Genomic DNA, 16,858 nt, shown 5'->3' on the forward strand with positions numbered 1-16,858 from the left:
GTGTACAATGTATGAATAGATCAGACTGTACTTATGGGAGCTTACCTTCGATGAATATCAATCCGAATACGATGAAGGAATTACTTCAGCTGCAGCTATTGAACAAAATGAGTTTTTTGTCAGGCGACGATCAAACCGGCGACATGGGAGATACCGGATCTTTCTCGGATCTGTTAAACGATATACTTTCTCAAGCTTCGGGGAATGGGGATGCATCCTCGGCTGCGGGCGCAGTCAAGGCTTCCTCTCTGAAGCCTATGGCCTATAATCCGCTGCTGGCTTCTTTGAGTCAAGACGGCTCGGAAGCGTTGTCCGGACATGAAACGGCTTACGATTCCATTATTCAAGAAGCGAGCCGGTTTCACGGGGTGGAATCCAGCTTGGTGAAAGCGGTTATAGATGCGGAATCTTCCTTTAATTCGCGGGCGGTTTCCGGCGCGGGAGCCAAAGGACTGATGCAGCTGATGGATCAGACGGGCCGCGGCTTGGGCGTAACCAATCCGTTCGATCCTTCGCAGAACATCCAGGGAGGGGCCCGCTACCTGTCCAATTTGCTGTCGAAGTATAACGGAAATCAAGGCGTTGCGCTGGCTGCATACAATGCCGGGCCGGGACGTGTCGATCGTCTGGGCATAACCAACGATAAAGAGCTTGTGTCCAAGCTTCATTTGTTGCCATCGGAGACGCAGCAGTATGTAAACAAGGTTATGAAGCTGAAGCAACATTACGAGGCATAATCGATAATCAAGACCTGCTGTAAGCGGCCTGCGTAGGTGCTTAAAGAGGTCTATTTTTTCGTTCGTTGAAGAAGAGCATGACGAAGACAGGAGGTTCATTATGTATTTGGATTATGCAGCCACGACGCCTCCCTACGATGAAGTGGTCGAGACGATGGCCGAGGTGATGCGGACATATTACGGGAATCCGTCATCGCTGCATCGGGCTGGAGCGGATGCCGAGCAGCTGCTTAAGCAATCCCGCGGCGTTATAGCCGAGTGTCTGCAATGCCGGGCGGATGCCATCCGGTTTACTTCCGGCGGTACCGAAAGCAACAATCTGGCGATCCAAGGAGCAGCGGAGCGCTATCGGCACCGGGGAATGCATCTGATTACGAGCGTGATCGAACACGCCTCCGTATACGAAACCTTTCGCCATTTGGAGAAGCGGGGCTACGAAGTGACTTACCTGCCTGTCGATGAAACGGGTCAGGTAAGTCTGGAGGATTTGAAGAACGCTTTAAGAGAGGATACGATCCTGGTCAGCATCATGGCCGTGAATAATGAAACGGGGCGTATACAGCCGATTCGCGAGATCGGTCAAATGCTGAAGGAAAGCGCGCCGCGGGTGCTGTTTCATGTGGATGCGGTACAGGCCGTCGGGAAGCTGGACCTTCAGCCGGCAAGCCTTAACATTGATCTGATGTCAGGTTCCGCGCATAAGCTGCGCGGCCCCAAAGGAGCGGGCTTTCTGTACTGCAGGGAAGGGCTTGAGCTGCAGCCGCTCCTGTGGGGCGGAGGGCAGGAAAAAGGCCTGCGTTCAGGAACGGAGAACGTGCCCGCTATTGTCGGGATGGCTAAAGCGATGCGGATTGCTTACGGACAGCGCGAGGCTTTTCTCGAGCATACGGCTCGCCTGAGAGTATATTGGGTACAAGCGATCCAAGAAATGCCGGAGCTGCAAGTAAGCGGGCCCCCGACGCGTCCGGGATGGCTCCCTATATTCTTCATTTCAGTTATCCCGGAATGAAATCCGAGGTTATAGTTCACGCCCTGGAAAAGCATGATATCTATGTATCGACCCGCTCCGCCTGCTCCTCGGGTACGGAGAAGCCGAGCCGCGTGCTCCAAGCGATGGGCTACAGCAATGAGAGGGCGCTGGGCGGTATCCGCATCAGTTATTCCCTGGAGCAGTCACTCGATGATGCGAGCCGGTTTGCCGGCATTTTGCGGCAGGTTGTCACAGAGCTGAAGCCGAGTCTGCCCCAGTCCTATCAAACAAGACTTAGACGGAGGTAAGGGATGGAACCCGAATGGATCGTTCTCCGTCACGGAGAGCTGACGTTAAAAGGCAAGAATCGGCACCGGTTTGAAAAAACCGTGTTCGAGCAAATAAAAAAAGCGATGAGGCCGTTTGGAAAAATTACCTTTACCCGTGAGTTCGGCAGAGTGTATCTGGTTCTGAACGGGGAGCCGTATGACCTCATCTCCGAACGGTTGAAGAAAATATTAGGGCTAAGCTCATTCAGCCCGGTCTACACCGCACCTTTGGAGCTGGAAGCTATCCAGCAGACGGCTCTGACAGCCATGGGCAGCCTGAAGCAGGCGCCTGCAACGTTTAAGGTATCCGTTCGCCGCGTCAACAAAAGCTTTCCTCACGATTCCCAGCAAATGAACCATCTGATCGGGGGATACGTTCTGCGTGCCACCCCCGGACTGAAGGTGGATGTGCAGAAGCCCGATGCGGAGCTCCGAGTTGAGCTTCGGGAAGAGAGAGCTTTGCTATATTCAGAGGTCGTCGAAGGGGCCGGCGGATTTCCGCTCGGCACGAACGGCAGGTCGATGCTGATGCTGTCCGGAGGCATTGACAGTCCGGTTGCCGGTTTTCTGGCGCTTCGCCAAGGCTTGCAGCTGGAAGCGGGTCGATTTTCACAGCTTCCCCTATACGAGTGAACGTTCTCAGCAGAAGGTGCGGGATTTGGTCAAGCAGTTAACCGAATATGCCGGTGATATTAAGCTGCATATGGTGCCTTTTACTAAGGTGCAGACGCGAATCCACGAGGTTTACAGGGACAACCTGTACATTACTCTGCTGCGCAGAGCGATGTTTCGCATCACGGAGAAGCTGGCGGAAGCCGCTGGAGGCTCGGCCATCGTCACCGGCGAAAGCTTGGGCCAGGTAGCCAGCCAGACGCTTGGCAGCATGAATGTAATTGGCAGGGCGGTCAGTCTGCCGATCATTCAGCCTCTCATTTGTATGGAGAAGCAGGAAATTATCCGGGTTGCCGAAAGAATCGGCACCTATGATATCTCGATTCTGCCTCACGAGGACTGCTGCACACTGTTCCTGCCTCCGGCGCCCAGCACAAATCCGAACCTGCGGGTCGTGGAGATGCTGGAACGCAAGATGGAGTGGCTTGAAGAGGAGCTGAACCAGGCCGTGCTCGAAACCGAAACGGTATGGATTCAAGCCAAAGGGCAGGAGGAAACAGTCCGTCCATTCGCCGATTTCTTCTAGGAGCGGCGAAAACGCAGGAGTGAAATGCGGAAATTAACGCAGGCCGCCGACAATATGAGACAAAAAATGAAACCTGCAAAGCTTGTTTACGTAACATCGTTACAGAAGAATTTAAAGATTATTTGAGGCTGGAGGGTCATAAGCATGTTGGAATGGTTTCTGTTGTTTTTGCAAATTATGCTGATTAATATCGTATTGAGCGGTGACAATGCGGTGGTTATAGCTCTCGCGAGCAAAAACCTGCCTCTGCATCAGCGGAAGCAGGCGATCTGGTGGGGAGCGTTCGGCGCGATTGGCCTGCGTCTTATTTTGACTATCGTTGCGGTGTACGTATTGACGGTTCCCTACATTCAAGCTGCCGGCTCGCTGCTGCTTCTCTACATTGCGATCAAGCTGCTGATCGACGATGAAGGCGAAGCGCATGTGAAAGAAGCGTCGACGCTCGGCAAAGCGGTTTGGACCATTATCGTTGCCGATTTTGTTATGAGTCTGGATAATGTTCTTGCCATCGCCGCCAAAGCGGACAACAATTTAACCGTCATTATCCTCGGTATCGGGCTGAGCGTGCCGATCATCGTATGGGGCAGTACGCTGGTCATGAATTTGCTGACGCGCTTCCCGGTTCTCGTTTATATCGGGGCAGGCATCCTGGGATATACCGCTGGAGAAATGTTCGTGAAGGATGAGATTGTAGCGGACATGCTGCTTCACAATTTCCCGCATTGGATCGTTCCGATCGTGACGACGATTCTGGTCATCGGGGTCGGTTTGGCTAAAAAATTGTCGGCGAAACCGAAGCCGAAGCACCCATAGGCAGGATTTGCAAGCAGAAGCAATGTTTAGCTTACGTTAAAAATGTCGTTTTGCCTTGCGTTTTGCCCAAGTTCCACGTATAATAAACATAAATGTCAAGCGTCGGCGCTTATGTCCGACGCTTGTTTTATGAACGGACCCGGTCCTAAGCGTCAGATCAGCAGGACTGGCAGGGTCAAACTAAGGAGAGGTTAGGGAAACCATGCATTCAAGAGATAAAATACGCAACATTGCGATTATTGCACACGTTGACCACGGTAAAACAACATTGGTAGACAAACTGCTTCAACAATCCGGTACGTTCCGTGATAACGAAGCGGTTCAGGAGCGGGCAATGGACTCCAACGATTTGGAGCGGGAGCGCGGCATTACAATTTTGGCTAAGAACACGGCCATCAAATACAAAGAATTTTTGATTAACATTGTGGATACACCGGGACACGCCGACTTTGGCGGCGAGGTTGAGCGTATTATGAAAATGGTTGACGGCGTATTGCTGGTCGTTGACGCATTTGAAGGCACAATGCCGCAAACGAAGTTCGTATTGCGCAAAGCTTTGGAACAAAACCTAACACCTATTGTCGTCGTTAACAAAATCGACCGTCCGAACGCTCGTCCGGCGGAAGTCGTTGACGAAGTGCTGGATCTGTTCATTGAATTGGGCGCTAATGACGAGCAGCTGGACTTCCCGGTTGTATATGCATCCGCTCTGATGGGTACCTCCAGTATGGAGTCGGATCCGGCGAAGCAGGACGACAACATGCAGGCGATTTACGATACGGTTGTCAGCCACATTCCGGCTCCGACGGAGAGCGTAGTCGATCCGCTGCAATTCCTCGTTACATTGATGGATTACAACGAATATTTGGGCCGTATCGCTATCGGCCGCGTTAACCGCGGCGTTGTGAAGCAGGGTCAGGCTATCGCGGTTATTAACCGTGAAGGGATCACCAAGCAGGCTCGCATCGAGAAGCTGTTCGGCTTCCAGGGCTTGAAGCGGATCGAGATCGACGAAGCGGGTGCAGGGGATATCGTTGCGATCGCAGGGATCAAGGATATCAACATCGGGGAAACGATTGCCGATCCGACGAACCCTGAAGCCCTGCCGGTTCTGAAAATCGACGAGCCTACACTGCAGATGACGTTCCTTGTCAACAACAGTCCTTTTGCCGGACGTGAAGGGAAATGGGTAACTTCCCGTAAGCTTCGCGAGCGTCTGTTCAAAGAGCTGGAGACGGATGTCAGCTTGCGCGTAGATGAAACGGACAGCCCGGATGCCTTTATCGTTTCCGGCCGCGGCGAGCTTCACCTGGGTATTCTTATCGAGAATATGCGCCGTGAAGGCTTCGAGCTTCAGGTTTCCAAGCCTGAGGTTATCATCAAAGAGATCGACGGACAAAAAATGGAGCCGCTGGAGCGTCTGATCATCGACGTACCTGAAGAGAGCATGGGTGCGGTTATGGAAAGTCTGGGAACACGCAAAGCCGAGATGGTCAACATGATCAACAACGGCTCGGGCAACGTTCGTCTGGAATTCCTCATTCCTGCCCGCGGCTTGATCGGATACCGTACGTACTTCCTGACGCTGACGCGCGGCTACGGTATTATGAACCACGCATTTGACAGCTATGGCCCTTACTACGGTGCAGGCGTCGGCGGACGTCACGAAGGCGTGCTGGTGTCCAGCGAAACCGGCACATCGACGCTGTACGGTATGCTGTCGGTCGAAGACCGCGGCATTCTGTTCCTTGAACCGGGTACAGAGGTGTATGAAGGAATGATCGTTGGGGAGCATACCCGCGATACCGACATCATCGTTAACATCTGTAAGGAAAAACAACTGACCAACATCCGCTCTGCGGGTAAAGACGATACCGTCAAAATGAAAACCCCGCGTCTGTATTCCCTGGAGCAGGCTCTGGAATACTTGAATGACGATGAATACTGCGAGATTACTCCGAAGTCGATTCGTCTGCGCAAAAAGATTTTGAATAAAAGCGAACGCGAACGTGCCGACAAGCACCGCAAAATGGCGGAAGCTAATTCTAGATAATAATAGGCCCTATGAGAAAGCTCTGATGATTCAGAGCTTTCTTTGCAGGCTTTAAAGCTTATATGGGATCCAAGGAGGTTGAAGCTGCATGACTGAATGGTTTCGTGAACACCCTTACATTACATACGTGATCATTTTCGTTCTGATGACCTACGTATATAACAAAGTATTCAAAATGAGAAGGCTGCCGATCCTGAAGGAAGCGATCGTGTATATCGTGCTGGGTATCGGTGCGCTGATGCTGCTCATGTTCCAGCTGGGAGCTCTGCCCATCGTGCCGAGCCTGACCGTAGCTGTAGCGATGATGTTCCTGTACCGAATCCGTTACTTTTTCTCAAGCCGCGCAAATCGCAAGTAAGGTGATCGACCAACCGAGAACGAGGTGAGACGGCAATGGCCCGTTACTGGTTAACTCCTCTCCTCTGTGAGGACGAGGACGTGATTCTGTTGAAGGAACGCGAGGAGCTTTCTGCGGAACAGGCGGCAGAGCTCATGAACAGGCTGAAAACGGTGCATCCCCGCATGCTCGTTTCGTTCAAAGCGAACCTGCTCTTAAGCGAGGAGGCGGAGGCGGCCTGCGGGGTAGATGAGGTGCCTTTTGCATTAAGCTCAGGCGAGAGTATTGTCTTCGGTGCCGAAGACGCAGGAGAGACGCTGGAGCTGTCTCACTGTGCGCAGGCTTATCTTGACAGGCTGCCCTCGGCCGCTGAATTCGCCGCTTGGCTTATCGAAGCGGAAGCCTTGCTTCAAGGTGATGGAGGGAGCGGTCTGCTTTCTTTTGTTCATACGATGAGAAGCTGGCTCGAACGGGGCTGGAGCGTCACACTGCTGCGGGAGGATGAATAGAATGAGAGTAGAGGATGCTTTTTTCAATTGGCTGCAAATGAAGCTGGTGTCGGACGCCAGGCCGGAGGATCAGGCAGCTGAGGATACGCGGGTGTTCTTCGAGCAAATATTGCGGGAGGATCATGCCGTCTCCGAATGGGAAACTACCTCCGATGATGCGAGAATCTTTATCGATTTCGAGCAAAACGGAGGCCGGCAAAAGCTCTTTTTTGACAAAGAGCTGGCGGGGCAGCTGTTGATGGACATAAATTCCAATCCGAAGTACAATCAGTGACATAATTAAAAGCCACTCCCGATAAAATAAATTAATCCCTAATCTGAAAGGAGTGGCCCCTCACATTGAAATACATACCGGCTTATACTGTAATTATTCTACAATCCACGACTGTCTGTGGTTGCCAAGCATCGCCTGTGATATAATATAGTCAACAGCACACAAACCCATCTACAAATAGCCGCAGGAGGGGTACCCATGGCAGAAACAATTACAGTATTGTCGGAGCCATTGTATGCAGCCTTGCAAAAAGAACCGTTTGTGCTCTTAAGTACGATGGATTACGAAACCGGCTCGCCAAGTATGAACGCCGTTTCCTGGCTATATGCCAAGGACCCGGAAACGCTGCGCTTTGCCGTGAACCAAAGATCGAGAATTGTTACGAACCTGAAGCATCATGAACTGGTCAATGTGACTTTTATCGGTCAAGGCTCTGTCCATGCCATTTATGGCAAAGTGCGCCCAGTGGCGGAGGCATTGGAAGAGGTGCCTTTCAAGCTGGCCTGCTATGATATTGACATTACGATGGTGCGGGATGCGATGTTCTATGGATCTCGGATTTCCGTTGCGCCTGAATACGAGAAAACGTATGATAAACGCGCCGCTGAAAAGCTGGACGCGCAGGTTTTCACTGCTATGAAAAAAGCCTAGAATGCATCGATTCTAGGCTTTTTCTCCATATGTTTTTTAGCATCACATGTTTTTATTCGGCATTTGCGGTTCTGTGCTCTGCGGGCTCGGCTCCACTTCTCTTGGCAGCTGAGGCATGATCCGCCCGACGATTTCCGCCATCTCCTCAGCAAAACCGCTAATCGGTTTTCCTTCTCTAACATGCTCTCTGATTTTATGCAGTCGGGCTGACAAATCCATGTCAGAGGTTACAATCGCATCAACACCATAAGGATCTTTTTTTAGTGCTTCCGCAACCGATAGCTTGATGGTTCCCACTTTGGAACGGTCCATATCCGGAGGCAAATTGATCCCGACAACCGCTGTGTTTCCGAAAACGACGCAATTTGCGCTTTCGACCTGAGGGATGCTGGTGGCAATTTGCTCCAAACGTTCGGAAACGGCCCGGGAATCGACGATTTCCTTTTTCTGGGGCGCGGTTTGCTTCACTTGTACTTGTCGATTCGTCTCATTTGTCGGAGAGGGGGAAGCTCCATTTTTTGGTGATTGGTTACATCCTGCTACAAGGGATAGCATGACCAAGCAGCTGATCCACAATTTCATCATCTTTTATCGTTCCTTTCATCCCTATATTGCTTTGGTTATCTTGTCCTTACTTGCTCTATCTTATGTACAACTAAACCAAACACCAGACCTGGGAGGGGACTCAAATGAAAAAAGTTTTTGTGCTGGATACTAATGTACTCTTACAGGATCCAAACGCTATTTTTGCTTTTGAGGATAATGAGGTGGTGATTCCCGCAATTGTTCTGGAGGAAATCGATTCCAAGAAACGGAATGCGGATGAACTTGGCCGGAATGCGCGGCATATTTCCAGAATGATGGATGGTCTCAGATCGCAAGGAAGGCTCCATGAAGGCATCGCGCTGCCAAGCGGCGGGAGGCTGAAGGTAGAACTGAATCACCGAAGCTTCGTCAAGCTGCAGGAAGTGTTTGCGGAGGTGACGAACGATAACCGCATCTTGGCGGTTGCGCTCAATTACCATTTGGAAGAACAGGAACGGTCTGACCCCAGACCTGTAGTTATAGTAAGTAAAGATACGCTCGTACGCATTAAGGCGGACGTGCTCGGTTTGACCGCGCAGGATTACTTGAGCGACCGGATTGTCAATATGCCGGACATGTATATGGGTTACCTGACGATTCACGTGCATCCCTCGATCATTGACGAGTTTTATACGTACCGTTACTTGAGTGTAAACTCGCTCAATCTGGCTTATCCGCTGCACCCGCATGAATTCGTCATCCTCAAGGATGAGATGGGAACGTCCAAATCGGCGCTTCTGAAGGTGAATGCCGAAGGGAAGAAGCTGGAGCCGCTGTTCCTCAGCAACGAGCCGATATGGGGCATTGGAGCCCGCAACGCGCAGCAAAGAATGGCATTGGAGCTGCTGCTTAACGACGAGATTCCGATTGTCACGCTGACGGGCAAGGCAGGAACCGGGAAAACGCTGCTGACGCTCGCCTCCGGACTTATGAAGGTGGAGGATGAGCGCAAGTATAAAAAGCTGCTGATCGCACGCCCCGTCGTTCCGATGGGCAAAGATATCGGCTACCTGCCGGGGGAAAAGGAAGAGAAGCTGCGCCCGTGGATGCAGCCGATTTACGATAACTTGGAATTTTTGTTCGATACGAAAAAACCGGGGGACATCGATAAGGTGCTGGCCGGGCTCGGCAGCATTCAAGTCGAAGCTTTGACGTATATAAGAGGACGGTCGCATTCCAGGACAGTTCATTATTATTGACGAGGCACAGAACCTGTCGAAGCACGAGATCAAAACGATCGTATCGAGGGTAGGAGAGGGCAGCAAAATTATTTTGCTCGGCGATCCCGAACAAATTGACCACCCTTACTTGGATGCATCAAGCAACGGGTTGACGTATGTGGTCGAACGCTTCAAGGGGCAAAGCATCAGCGGCCACATTACGCTGGAACGCGGAGAACGTTCGCATTTGGCTCAGCTGGCCGCGGACTTGTTATAATACCTTTTACCTCCTCACTTGCAAAAAGAAGCGCGGCGGGGAACTCTGGCACACAGAGCTCCACCCGCTGCGTTTTTTTTGCTGCATAGGTACGGTTTAGAAGGGAAGCGGCTTCGCTTCACAATGATAAGCCCGGGCGATCCGTTCGGCAAGCTCCTTGGACTCGATGTCCGTCAGGTAAGCCTGGGCGGACTCGTCACCGAGCTGAAAGCTTGCCCACAGATGCTCCTCGAGCTGCAGCAGGGCTTGTCCGGGCTCAGCGTCCGGATCGGCGTCAGCGGCGGCCAGCCGGAAAATATAAACGGCGTCCGCGTAGACATAGGGATACCCGGAGCGGGTAACCCAGCCGTAATCGCTAAAAGCCGGACGGGCCTGCAGGTTTTCCGGCAGCTGCAGCAGCTCCGCGTCTTCCCAGGCGATCTTGTACTGCTGCATAACGGAGCAAGCGGCCTGCCGTTCTTCTAGCGTCCGGAAAATCAGCATCTCCTTGTCCCTGTCAAGCAGCGGGGCTTTGGCCGCCAAGGCCTTGATCAATTGAGCGTAAAAACCGGGAAGCTTCCCTTCGGGAAGCTCCATCATTAGTCCATAGGCACGTAATAATTCCACGGCTGCATCGGTTCCTTTCACGAGAATTTTAATTGGCATGATCGGAAGGGACGATAGCCAGTCTCTGACCGAAGGATAGCAAATTACGAGGCTATAAAGCAAGCTTAAACAGCAGGCTCAGCTTGCCGTTCTCTACTTGTACGCCGGTAACCTGAAGGAAGGAGGCCAGCATTTGAGGGTAGATGCCCAAATCAAACTCTTTTTCCATTGCTTCTATCGTGGTCTGCGGCAGGTCGAACCCGTTAAACCGGAGCTGGTCCATCCGGAAGCGCACATATGTCTTGGGCTTATCTTCGCCTTTGGTAGCGAGCTCATAATGTCCGATAATGGTAACCTCCATATCGTCCTGCTTGCCGGAAGCCGTAACGATGCCGCTGTTAAACTGAAAATTTAAGTTGCGAAAAATCGGATTCTTGCTGCGGAGAAACTCGTTTAAATCCTGATCGCTGATTTGGAATGTATACTGAAAACCGTTGATAATCAGATGCTGATTTAGCCCGCTCTGATCCTGGGAGCTGTTCGTACCGGGAGCCGACACCATTTCCGGAAGCTGCTTCATAGCCTGCGCCAAGGCTTGAAAATACGTTCGGAATAGAGGAATACCCTTGTCCTGCCATTGGACGGTCAGCTGGGCCATTTGCTGAAGAATCACCGCGTTTGCAGCGGCCGGCTGCTTGGCCAATTCGGCATCAAGCTGCTGCTGGAGCTGGAGGCGCTGGTCTTTTTGGGCAAGGAACCGGGCTTTGGCCTGCTCCAGACTGGTCTTGGAGGTCAGAAGCGAGGATTGAAGCTCTTGCAGCTGCTTTTGGTTCGTCAAATGCTTGTGCAGCGTATCGCGGTCATTGCGCACGATCATTTGCAAATAGTCGAACAGGGTCAGGGCGTCTTTGAAGGACGCGGTCGAGAAAAGGAGCATCCACAGGGAATCGCGGTCTCCCATATAATAGGCTCTCAGTACTTTGGCGGCATGCTTTCTCGTTTCGGCGGAAAGAGCTTGCTGGGTTTGAATATCCTGCTCTGTCTTGCTTATCTTTTGTTCGAGCTGCCGCTCCTCGCTTTCAATACGCTCGAGCTCTTGGTCGATTTCGTAGGCGGTCAAGCTTTTTTGCAGCAGCAGCTTCAGCTCGTCCGCTGTTGCGGCATGAATCGGGGGAGAGGGGCAGCTGTCAGGCAGGTGATCAGGCAAAGGGCGATGAATGCGGCTTGTCGCAACAGCCTCATCTGTGTACCTCCCTCTTCAATTAACTCTCACTGTTAGATTATCACAACTTTATGAGAGAAAGGATAAAAAAATGCCTTCTTCCTGGGAAGAAGGCATGAGGCTTGCTTATTTCTGTGCCGCAGGGGCAGGCTTGACCAGCTTCAACAGCTGGTCAAGCGATTTTTGCTTCGCAGGAGCTTCTTTGGTGAAGGGAGGAGTCTGGTTCAGCTCGCTCAAGGTCTGATCCCAGACCACCCGGCTGACATTTGTGCTCGCTCCGGTATGAAACGTCACGTCCCACCGCTGCTCGCGGATAAATCCCTGACTGTCGACGACCAGCTCGACGGTTGAAGGAGCGGACCAGACGATCTGCTTCAATACGGTTGTCCAGGCATCCGCGGCGGGGCCCGCTTGTACGAGCCCGTTCGTCTTAAGCAGCTCCATTAGACTGGGCGCGGAGGCTGTCCAATAATCGGAGAATGCCTTCTCATTCTTCTTATCGACGGTCAATACGATTTTCTTACCTGTGTCTCCACCGGGAAGGGTGACCGGTTCTTTGGCAGTGGAAAGCCAATGGGGATCGATCCCCTCCCACAGCTTTTGGCTCAGCTCGGAGGTAAGCTTGCCCGTGTTTTTCAACGAATCGGCATTAGCCCCGGAAGCAGCTCCCGTTTGGGAGGATGGGATCGGCAGCATCATATATTCATCCGGCTGATTTAATGGTGGCATATGGAAATACAATTTGCTATCTTTAATGAGAATAGGAATATCGATCGCGCTGCCGCCCGCCGGGGTGACTTTTACGTCCGATTCCATTCGTGCCGGTTCCAGTGAAGTCAGACCGCTGTAATCAAGCTTGCTGTCTTTTAGAAGGCTGAATAAAGCGATGGTCATAGGACTGGTTTGTCCCGATCCCAGCAAGGAAGAATCGGCATGCAGCTCCAGTGAGCCGTTAAACCGGTAGCTGGCGATCTGCTCTTGTTTGGCTGCGGCCTGAAGTATTTCCTGCTTCAGAGCGGCGTTGTCCGTGCAGCCTGCGCTGAACAGCATCAGACCAAGGGAGGCAAGCATCCATCCGGTGCGTAGTTTCTTTCGTTTGGCTGGCAAAATAAAAGCTCCTTCCACAATCCATCGTTGCTGTACTTATTCATGAATTACTTTCATTATATCGGTAATCGCCCGCTTTGTCTTTAGTAGAGAAATAGGAGCGCAGGTGAAATCAACTAGGGGGGAAGGAATTGAACGCGGACCGCAGACTGATTCAGAAGCTGATGGAAACTATACATAACCGCCCGGAGCGTACGATCTCATTTCGGGAGTACATGGAAATATGCCTGTATGATCCGGAATTCGGATATTATATGAAGGAGAAGTGACCGAATCGGCCGGGACGGCGATTTTTATACAAGCGCTTCCATCGGAGGGGTAATGGGTGAGGTAGTGGCCCGTTATATAGCCGATACGGTCAAGCTTTGGGGAGTACATAAGCCCTGCAGCCTCGTGGAGTGGGGAGGCGGAACGGGCGCGCTGGCGCTGCAAATATTGGACGAGCTGAAGCGGTCTTTTGCCGATGCATATGAGAGCCTGGCCTATATCAGTATCGAAGTCAGTCCGGCACATCGGGCTGTGCAGGCGAACAAGCTGCGGGAACACACGAACCGTATCCGCTGGATGACAAGCGAGCAGTGGCTTCAGCAAGGTTCTTGGGAGCGGGTCATCGTTTTATCGAATGAGCTGCTTGATGCTTTTCCAGTCCACCTCGTGCAAATGCGCGGGGGGCGGCCGTATGAAGGAAGGGTCGGATGGGATGATGCCGCAGGCTGGTTTACTGTGAGCTTCCCGGAAGAGGCCGAGCCGGCCGTTCGGGAATATGTAGAAGCCTGGGGAGCGGGATTGGAGGAAGGCCAGCGGCTGGAGGTCAATTTGGCTGCGGCCGGATGGCTGCAAACGGTGGGAGCGGCAATTCAGAGCGGAGAGCGGCCCTCACGATCGATTACGGGGAACCGGGCGGAGGAGCTGTATGCGCCGCACCGTTTCCAGGGCACTTTAATGTGCTATGAAAAGCACCGGGTGCAGTCCGATCCTTTCCAGCATCCGGGAAATCAAGATATAACAAGTCATGTGAATTTCTCGTCACTTATACGCGCAGGCGAGGCGGCGGGATTCGAGACGAAAGTATACACTACCCAAAAGCAGTTTCTTGTGGATAACGGTATCCTCCAGCTTCTTCAGGACACCCTGCTTTCCGACCCATTCAGTCCTGCCGCCAGAAGAAACCGGGCGATCCGTCAGCTTCTGCTCAGCGACCAGATGAGCGAGCTGTTCAAGGTGCTCATACAGAAAAAAGGCGAGCTGCGTTAAGCAGCCCGCCTTTTTGTGACCCGTCCATTACAAAGGCTACACGGACATTTTGAAGAATGACCAGTATGTAAAGCCTGTAAACGAAAGGATCATGTACCCCCAAAAAAGCAATATGTAGGTACGCTCGGATAATCTCAGGTATCCCAACAGTACAAAGAGAGCCGTTTGGGCGAAAAAGAGCATCGCCATCGGAATCATATCACCGGCCAAAGCCATCAATCCGATGACCAGCGTCCAAAAGCCAAGAACACGAAACATGCGATCCAATGTGCATCCCCCTTTCTAAAAAGCGGTACTTTACTATTGAACATTATACCTGCCCGGCCATCAAGTGTAAACGCCCAAACTTGTGACGATATTACAACATTTTTGCCGAAATAGGGTAAATTTTTCCCAATCAAGCTTGATTTACTGCGGATAGAGATAGCTTTCCCCGTTGTCCGCCGCAACATGTATGAGTCCATGAAAAAATGGCAATACAAATTAGTAGAAAAAGATTCTATGAACTCTATTATGGGCATAGAGATGAAGTAACGCAACATTCCATGTCTTACTTTCAATAGATCAGTGGATGATTGATACCCAGGGGTTAGGAGGACTGCTTCTGTATGACTGCCATCAGACAAGATGCTTGGAGCGATGAAGACGATTTAATTTTAGCGGAAGTCACTTTACGGCATATTCGTGAAGGAAGTACGCAGCTATCCGCATTTGAAGAAGTAGGAGAAAAAATAGGTAGAACGGCGGCTGCATGCGGCTTTCGTTGGAATAGTTTTGTTAGAAAGAAGTACGAAGCGGCGATACAGATTGCCAAGGCCCAGCGGCAGAAACGAAATCAGCAGAAAAAGCATTCCGCATTTGCGGCGGTATCCCACAGCACGGCTGTATTGGAAAGCGGCAGCGATGCTGCAAGGTCTCATGATTCTTTTGTGGAGGAGTCCATTTCCTTCGATGCGGTAATTCGGTTTTTGCGCCAATGGAAGGGCACTTATCAGGAAATGTCGCGTCATATCCGGCAGCTGGAAAAAGAAATCGGTGAAAAGCAGGATGAATTGGACCGTCTGCGAAGCGAGAACGATGTGCTGAATAAGCAGGTAAACGAGGTCGAGACGGACTATCGGGTCGTCAATGACGATTACAAAGCTTTGATTCAAATTATGGATCGGGCGCGAAAGCTTGCCTTCCTGGTGGAGGAAGAGGACGAGAACAAACCGCGGTTCAAAATGGACGCGAACGGAAATTTAGAAAGAATAGATTGAGAGGAGTCTTGCAGGCGCTGCCCTGCAAGACTTTTTTTCATCGCAGCGCCGGCTTCGCGAAGTTTTTCTCGTCTACCGGTTTCTGTTATGATGAAACCATAGGAGCCGGGAGGGGACGTAGATGAGGTTGGAAATCATTGGCGCAGGGGCCATGGGTATGCTGCTAGCCGCGGCGCTGCTGGAATCGGGTGCGGAAGTAACGCTGATTGCCCGCACCTGCGAACAGGCGGAAGCTATACGCGCCGGCGGGCTGCTGTGGCCCGCACCGTGGACGGAGCGGAGTGTTCCGCCGCGCGGACGGAGAACGCGACAGTGCATCCGGCGGCCGTCTATTCCTTCGAGGAGCTGCTGGAGAAGGAACCGCAGGTAACGACACAGGCGGACGGGGTTCTGCTTACCGTGAAGCAAACTTCGATCACGGAGGCGCTCGCCGGCTGGATCGGCAGGCGGCTCGGTGCCGGTGTGCCGCTGGTTTGCTATCAGAACGGCATAGGACATACAGACCTGCTGGCGCGCTATGTTCCGGTGTCGTCGCTGCTCGCGGCCGTTACGACGGAGGGGGCTCTGCGGCATTCGATGCGGCATGTGGAGCACACGGGACGCGGCACGACATGGATCGGGCAGCTGGAGAGCGAAAATGTGGACGAGACGTCCATACTTTTTCAAAAAAAGCTGCAAAATCAACTGAAACAGGCAGGATTCGATGTTTCTTTGTCGAACCAAATCACTAGTAAGGTATGGAACAAATTGCTGATTAATGCGGTGATCAACCCTTTAACGGCTGTGCTGCAGGTATCGAACGGGACTTTGCCCGAGCTGCCGGCTGCGCTGCCGCTTATGCGCTCGCTCTATGAGGAAGGCTCTTCGCTTGCAGAAGCGCTGGGCATTCCGCTTGCACCCGATTTATGGGAGCAGCTGCTGGCCGTATGCCGGCTCACCGCGAACAATCGTTCCTCCATGCTGCAGGATGTTCAGTCCCGACGACGTACGGAGCTTGATGCGATCACCGGAGGTTTGCTGAAGAAGGCCGATGAAGCGGGAATGCAGCTTCACGCCCATCGAACAGTCTATGCTCTGGTACGATCGATCGAGCAGCAGTGGCAATGAATAAAACTGTAAAGCGGGGGATCTGCCGTGAGCGGATGGTTGGCTTGGCTGCAGACGGTTTACACTTTTCTGGCTCTCGTGCCGTTTGTTTCTTTTTTTGCAGCTTGGGGGATCGTTTACGGAATGACGAAGGACAAAAAGAAAGCAACGTCTGCCGCTATCGATGTTACTACTTTATTTTTGATCGGTTCTGTGTCGGTGCTAACCAAAAGGCTGCTTGACAGCGAATTCGGTCTCTGGTTTGTCGTTCTTATGTTCCTGATCGCCGGAGGCTTGATCGGCAATATGCAGAACCGGCTGAAGGGGAAGGTGGATCCCGTCAAAGTCTTGAAAGCTATGCTGCGGTTAGGATTTGTCGTGCTGTCCGCCTGCTATTTGTTACTCCTATGTATAGGCTTGGGGAAATATATCATTACCAGTTAAGGAGGGTC

18 protein-coding genes and 3 pseudogenes are annotated in these 16,858 nt (G+C 52.0%); 16 read left to right on the forward strand and 5 right to left on the reverse strand.

Annotation, left to right across the window (positions count from 1 at the left end):
* Positions 1-50: 50 nt before the first annotated feature.
* The 9 genes and pseudogenes from ACHHV8_RS09250 (at position 51) to ACHHV8_RS09290 (ending at position 7,871) form a co-directional block, all read left to right on the forward strand.
* Positions 51-737 carry a lytic transglycosylase domain-containing protein gene (locus tag ACHHV8_RS09250; RefSeq protein ID WP_395158013.1) on the forward strand — a complete coding sequence of 229 codons (687 nt, stop codon included), beginning with the start codon at positions 51-53 and terminating at the stop codon, positions 735-737.
* Between the two features lie 97 nt (positions 738-834).
* Positions 835-2,015: pseudogene (locus ACHHV8_RS09255) on the forward strand (cysteine desulfurase family protein).
* Between the two features lie 3 nt (positions 2,016-2,018).
* Positions 2,019-3,234: pseudogene (gene thiI / locus ACHHV8_RS09260) on the forward strand (tRNA uracil 4-sulfurtransferase ThiI).
* Positions 3,235-3,378: 144 nt separating this feature from the next.
* Positions 3,379-4,047 (forward strand): TerC family protein, encoded by a 669-nt coding sequence (locus tag ACHHV8_RS09265; RefSeq protein WP_395158014.1) that lies wholly within the window; start codon positions 3,379-3,381, stop codon positions 4,045-4,047.
* A 202-nt stretch (positions 4,048-4,249) separates the two neighbouring features.
* A complete protein-coding gene (gene typA, locus ACHHV8_RS09270; protein ID WP_395158015.1) occupies positions 4,250-6,100 on the forward strand; it encodes a translational GTPase TypA in 1,851 nt (616 codons plus the stop codon).
* A gap of 88 nt (positions 6,101-6,188) precedes the next feature.
* A complete protein-coding gene (locus ACHHV8_RS09275; RefSeq protein WP_395158016.1) occupies positions 6,189-6,458 on the forward strand; it encodes a YlaH-like family protein in 270 nt (89 codons plus the stop codon).
* Between the two features lie 35 nt (positions 6,459-6,493).
* Complete coding sequence (locus ACHHV8_RS09280; protein ID WP_395158017.1) at positions 6,494-6,946, forward strand: hypothetical protein; 453 nt, start codon at positions 6,494-6,496, stop codon at positions 6,944-6,946.
* 1 nt (position 6,947) lies between these two features.
* The gene (locus tag ACHHV8_RS09285; protein ID WP_395158018.1) at positions 6,948-7,220 is read left to right on the forward strand and encodes a hypothetical protein; all 273 of its coding nucleotides are present in this window, start codon (positions 6,948-6,950) and stop codon (positions 7,218-7,220) included.
* A 198-nt stretch (positions 7,221-7,418) separates the two neighbouring features.
* Positions 7,419-7,871: a pyridoxamine 5'-phosphate oxidase family protein gene (locus tag ACHHV8_RS09290; protein WP_395158019.1), complete on the forward strand. Its 453-nt coding sequence runs from the start codon at positions 7,419-7,421 to the stop codon at positions 7,869-7,871.
* Positions 7,872-7,913: 42 nt separating this feature from the next.
* Here ACHHV8_RS09290 and ACHHV8_RS09295 read toward each other — a convergent pair whose 3' ends face one another.
* Positions 7,914-8,456 (reverse strand): YhcN/YlaJ family sporulation lipoprotein, encoded by a 543-nt coding sequence (locus ACHHV8_RS09295; protein ID WP_395158020.1) that lies wholly within the window; start codon positions 8,454-8,456, stop codon positions 7,914-7,916.
* 104 nt (positions 8,457-8,560) lie between these two features.
* Here ACHHV8_RS09295 and ACHHV8_RS09300 point away from each other — a divergent pair.
* Positions 8,561-9,893 (forward strand): annotated as a pseudogene (locus ACHHV8_RS09300) (PhoH family protein).
* Positions 9,894-9,989: 96 nt separating this feature from the next.
* On the opposite strand, the gene ACHHV8_RS09305 reads toward ACHHV8_RS09300, so the two are convergent.
* The 3 genes from ACHHV8_RS09305 to ACHHV8_RS09315 all read right to left on the reverse strand — a co-directional run bounded on the left by ACHHV8_RS09305 (position 9,990) and on the right by ACHHV8_RS09315 (position 12,807).
* Positions 9,990-10,499: a hypothetical protein gene (locus ACHHV8_RS09305; protein WP_395158021.1), complete on the reverse strand. Its 510-nt coding sequence runs from the start codon at positions 10,497-10,499 to the stop codon at positions 9,990-9,992.
* Between the two features lie 91 nt (positions 10,500-10,590).
* A complete protein-coding gene (locus tag ACHHV8_RS09310; protein ID WP_395158022.1) occupies positions 10,591-11,685 on the reverse strand; it encodes a hypothetical protein in 1,095 nt (364 codons plus the stop codon).
* A 141-nt stretch (positions 11,686-11,826) separates the two neighbouring features.
* The gene (locus ACHHV8_RS09315; protein ID WP_395158023.1) at positions 11,827-12,807 is read right to left on the reverse strand and encodes a hypothetical protein; all 981 of its coding nucleotides are present in this window, start codon (positions 12,805-12,807) and stop codon (positions 11,827-11,829) included.
* Positions 12,808-12,938: 131 nt separating this feature from the next.
* On the opposite strand from ACHHV8_RS09315, the gene ACHHV8_RS09320 reads away from it, so the two are divergent.
* Positions 12,939-13,076, forward strand: a complete 138-nt coding sequence (locus ACHHV8_RS09320) for a hypothetical protein (protein WP_395158024.1) — start codon at positions 12,939-12,941, stop codon at positions 13,074-13,076.
* A 52-nt stretch (positions 13,077-13,128) separates the two neighbouring features.
* Positions 13,129-14,061 (forward strand): class I SAM-dependent methyltransferase, encoded by a 933-nt coding sequence (locus ACHHV8_RS09325; RefSeq protein ID WP_395158025.1) that lies wholly within the window; start codon positions 13,129-13,131, stop codon positions 14,059-14,061.
* Between the two features lie 36 nt (positions 14,062-14,097).
* Here ACHHV8_RS09325 and ACHHV8_RS09330 read toward each other — a convergent pair whose 3' ends face one another.
* On the reverse strand, positions 14,098-14,328 hold the full coding sequence (locus ACHHV8_RS09330) for a DUF2626 domain-containing protein (protein ID WP_395158026.1): 231 nt from the start codon (positions 14,326-14,328) through the stop codon (positions 14,098-14,100).
* A 341-nt stretch (positions 14,329-14,669) separates the two neighbouring features.
* Here ACHHV8_RS09330 and ACHHV8_RS09335 point away from each other — a divergent pair, with 341 nt between their 5' ends.
* From ACHHV8_RS09335 to ACHHV8_RS09350, 4 genes are all read left to right on the forward strand, one after another.
* Positions 14,670-15,320 carry an RsfA family transcriptional regulator gene (locus ACHHV8_RS09335; RefSeq protein ID WP_395158027.1) on the forward strand — a complete coding sequence of 217 codons (651 nt, stop codon included), beginning with the start codon at positions 14,670-14,672 and terminating at the stop codon, positions 15,318-15,320.
* Between the two features lie 121 nt (positions 15,321-15,441).
* Positions 15,442-15,690, forward strand: coding sequence for a 2-dehydropantoate 2-reductase N-terminal domain-containing protein (locus tag ACHHV8_RS09340; protein WP_395158028.1), 249 nt, complete (start codon positions 15,442-15,444; stop codon positions 15,688-15,690).
* Entirely contained in the window at positions 15,633-16,427 is a 795-nt protein-coding gene (locus ACHHV8_RS09345) for a ketopantoate reductase family protein (RefSeq protein ID WP_395158029.1), read from the forward strand. Before ACHHV8_RS09340 ends, ACHHV8_RS09345 begins: the two co-directional genes overlap by 58 nt.
* Positions 16,428-16,454: 27 nt before the next feature.
* Positions 16,455-16,850, forward strand: a complete 396-nt coding sequence (locus tag ACHHV8_RS09350; protein ID WP_395158030.1) for a DUF3397 domain-containing protein — start codon at positions 16,455-16,457, stop codon at positions 16,848-16,850.
* Positions 16,851-16,858 lie beyond the last annotated feature (8 nt).

This window comes from Paenibacillus sp. TAB_01 (assembly GCF_043945595.1).
GTDB lineage: Bacteria > Bacillota > Bacilli > Paenibacillales > NBRC-103111 > Paenibacillus_S.

Coding starts and splice junctions, on each gene's coding strand:
- ACHHV8_RS09250 (WP_395158013.1), top strand. CDS start 51: ATGAATATCAATCCGAATACGATGAAGGAATTACTTCAGCTGCAGCTA.
- ACHHV8_RS09265 (WP_395158014.1), top strand. CDS start 3,379: ATGTTGGAATGGTTTCTGTTGTTTTTGCAAATTATGCTGATTAATATC.
- typA (WP_395158015.1), top strand. CDS start 4,250: ATGCATTCAAGAGATAAAATACGCAACATTGCGATTATTGCACACGTT.
- ACHHV8_RS09275 (WP_395158016.1), top strand. CDS start 6,189: ATGACTGAATGGTTTCGTGAACACCCTTACATTACATACGTGATCATT.
- ACHHV8_RS09280 (WP_395158017.1), top strand. CDS start 6,494: ATGGCCCGTTACTGGTTAACTCCTCTCCTCTGTGAGGACGAGGACGTG.
- ACHHV8_RS09285 (WP_395158018.1), top strand. CDS start 6,948: ATGAGAGTAGAGGATGCTTTTTTCAATTGGCTGCAAATGAAGCTGGTG.
- ACHHV8_RS09290 (WP_395158019.1), top strand. CDS start 7,419: ATGGCAGAAACAATTACAGTATTGTCGGAGCCATTGTATGCAGCCTTG.
- ACHHV8_RS09295 (WP_395158020.1), bottom strand. CDS start 8,456: ATGATGAAATTGTGGATCAGCTGCTTGGTCATGCTATCCCTTGTAGCA.
- ACHHV8_RS09325 (WP_395158025.1), top strand. CDS start 13,129: ATGGGTGAGGTAGTGGCCCGTTATATAGCCGATACGGTCAAGCTTTGG.
- ACHHV8_RS09335 (WP_395158027.1), top strand. CDS start 14,670: ATGACTGCCATCAGACAAGATGCTTGGAGCGATGAAGACGATTTAATT.
- ACHHV8_RS09340 (WP_395158028.1), top strand. CDS start 15,442: ATGAGGTTGGAAATCATTGGCGCAGGGGCCATGGGTATGCTGCTAGCC.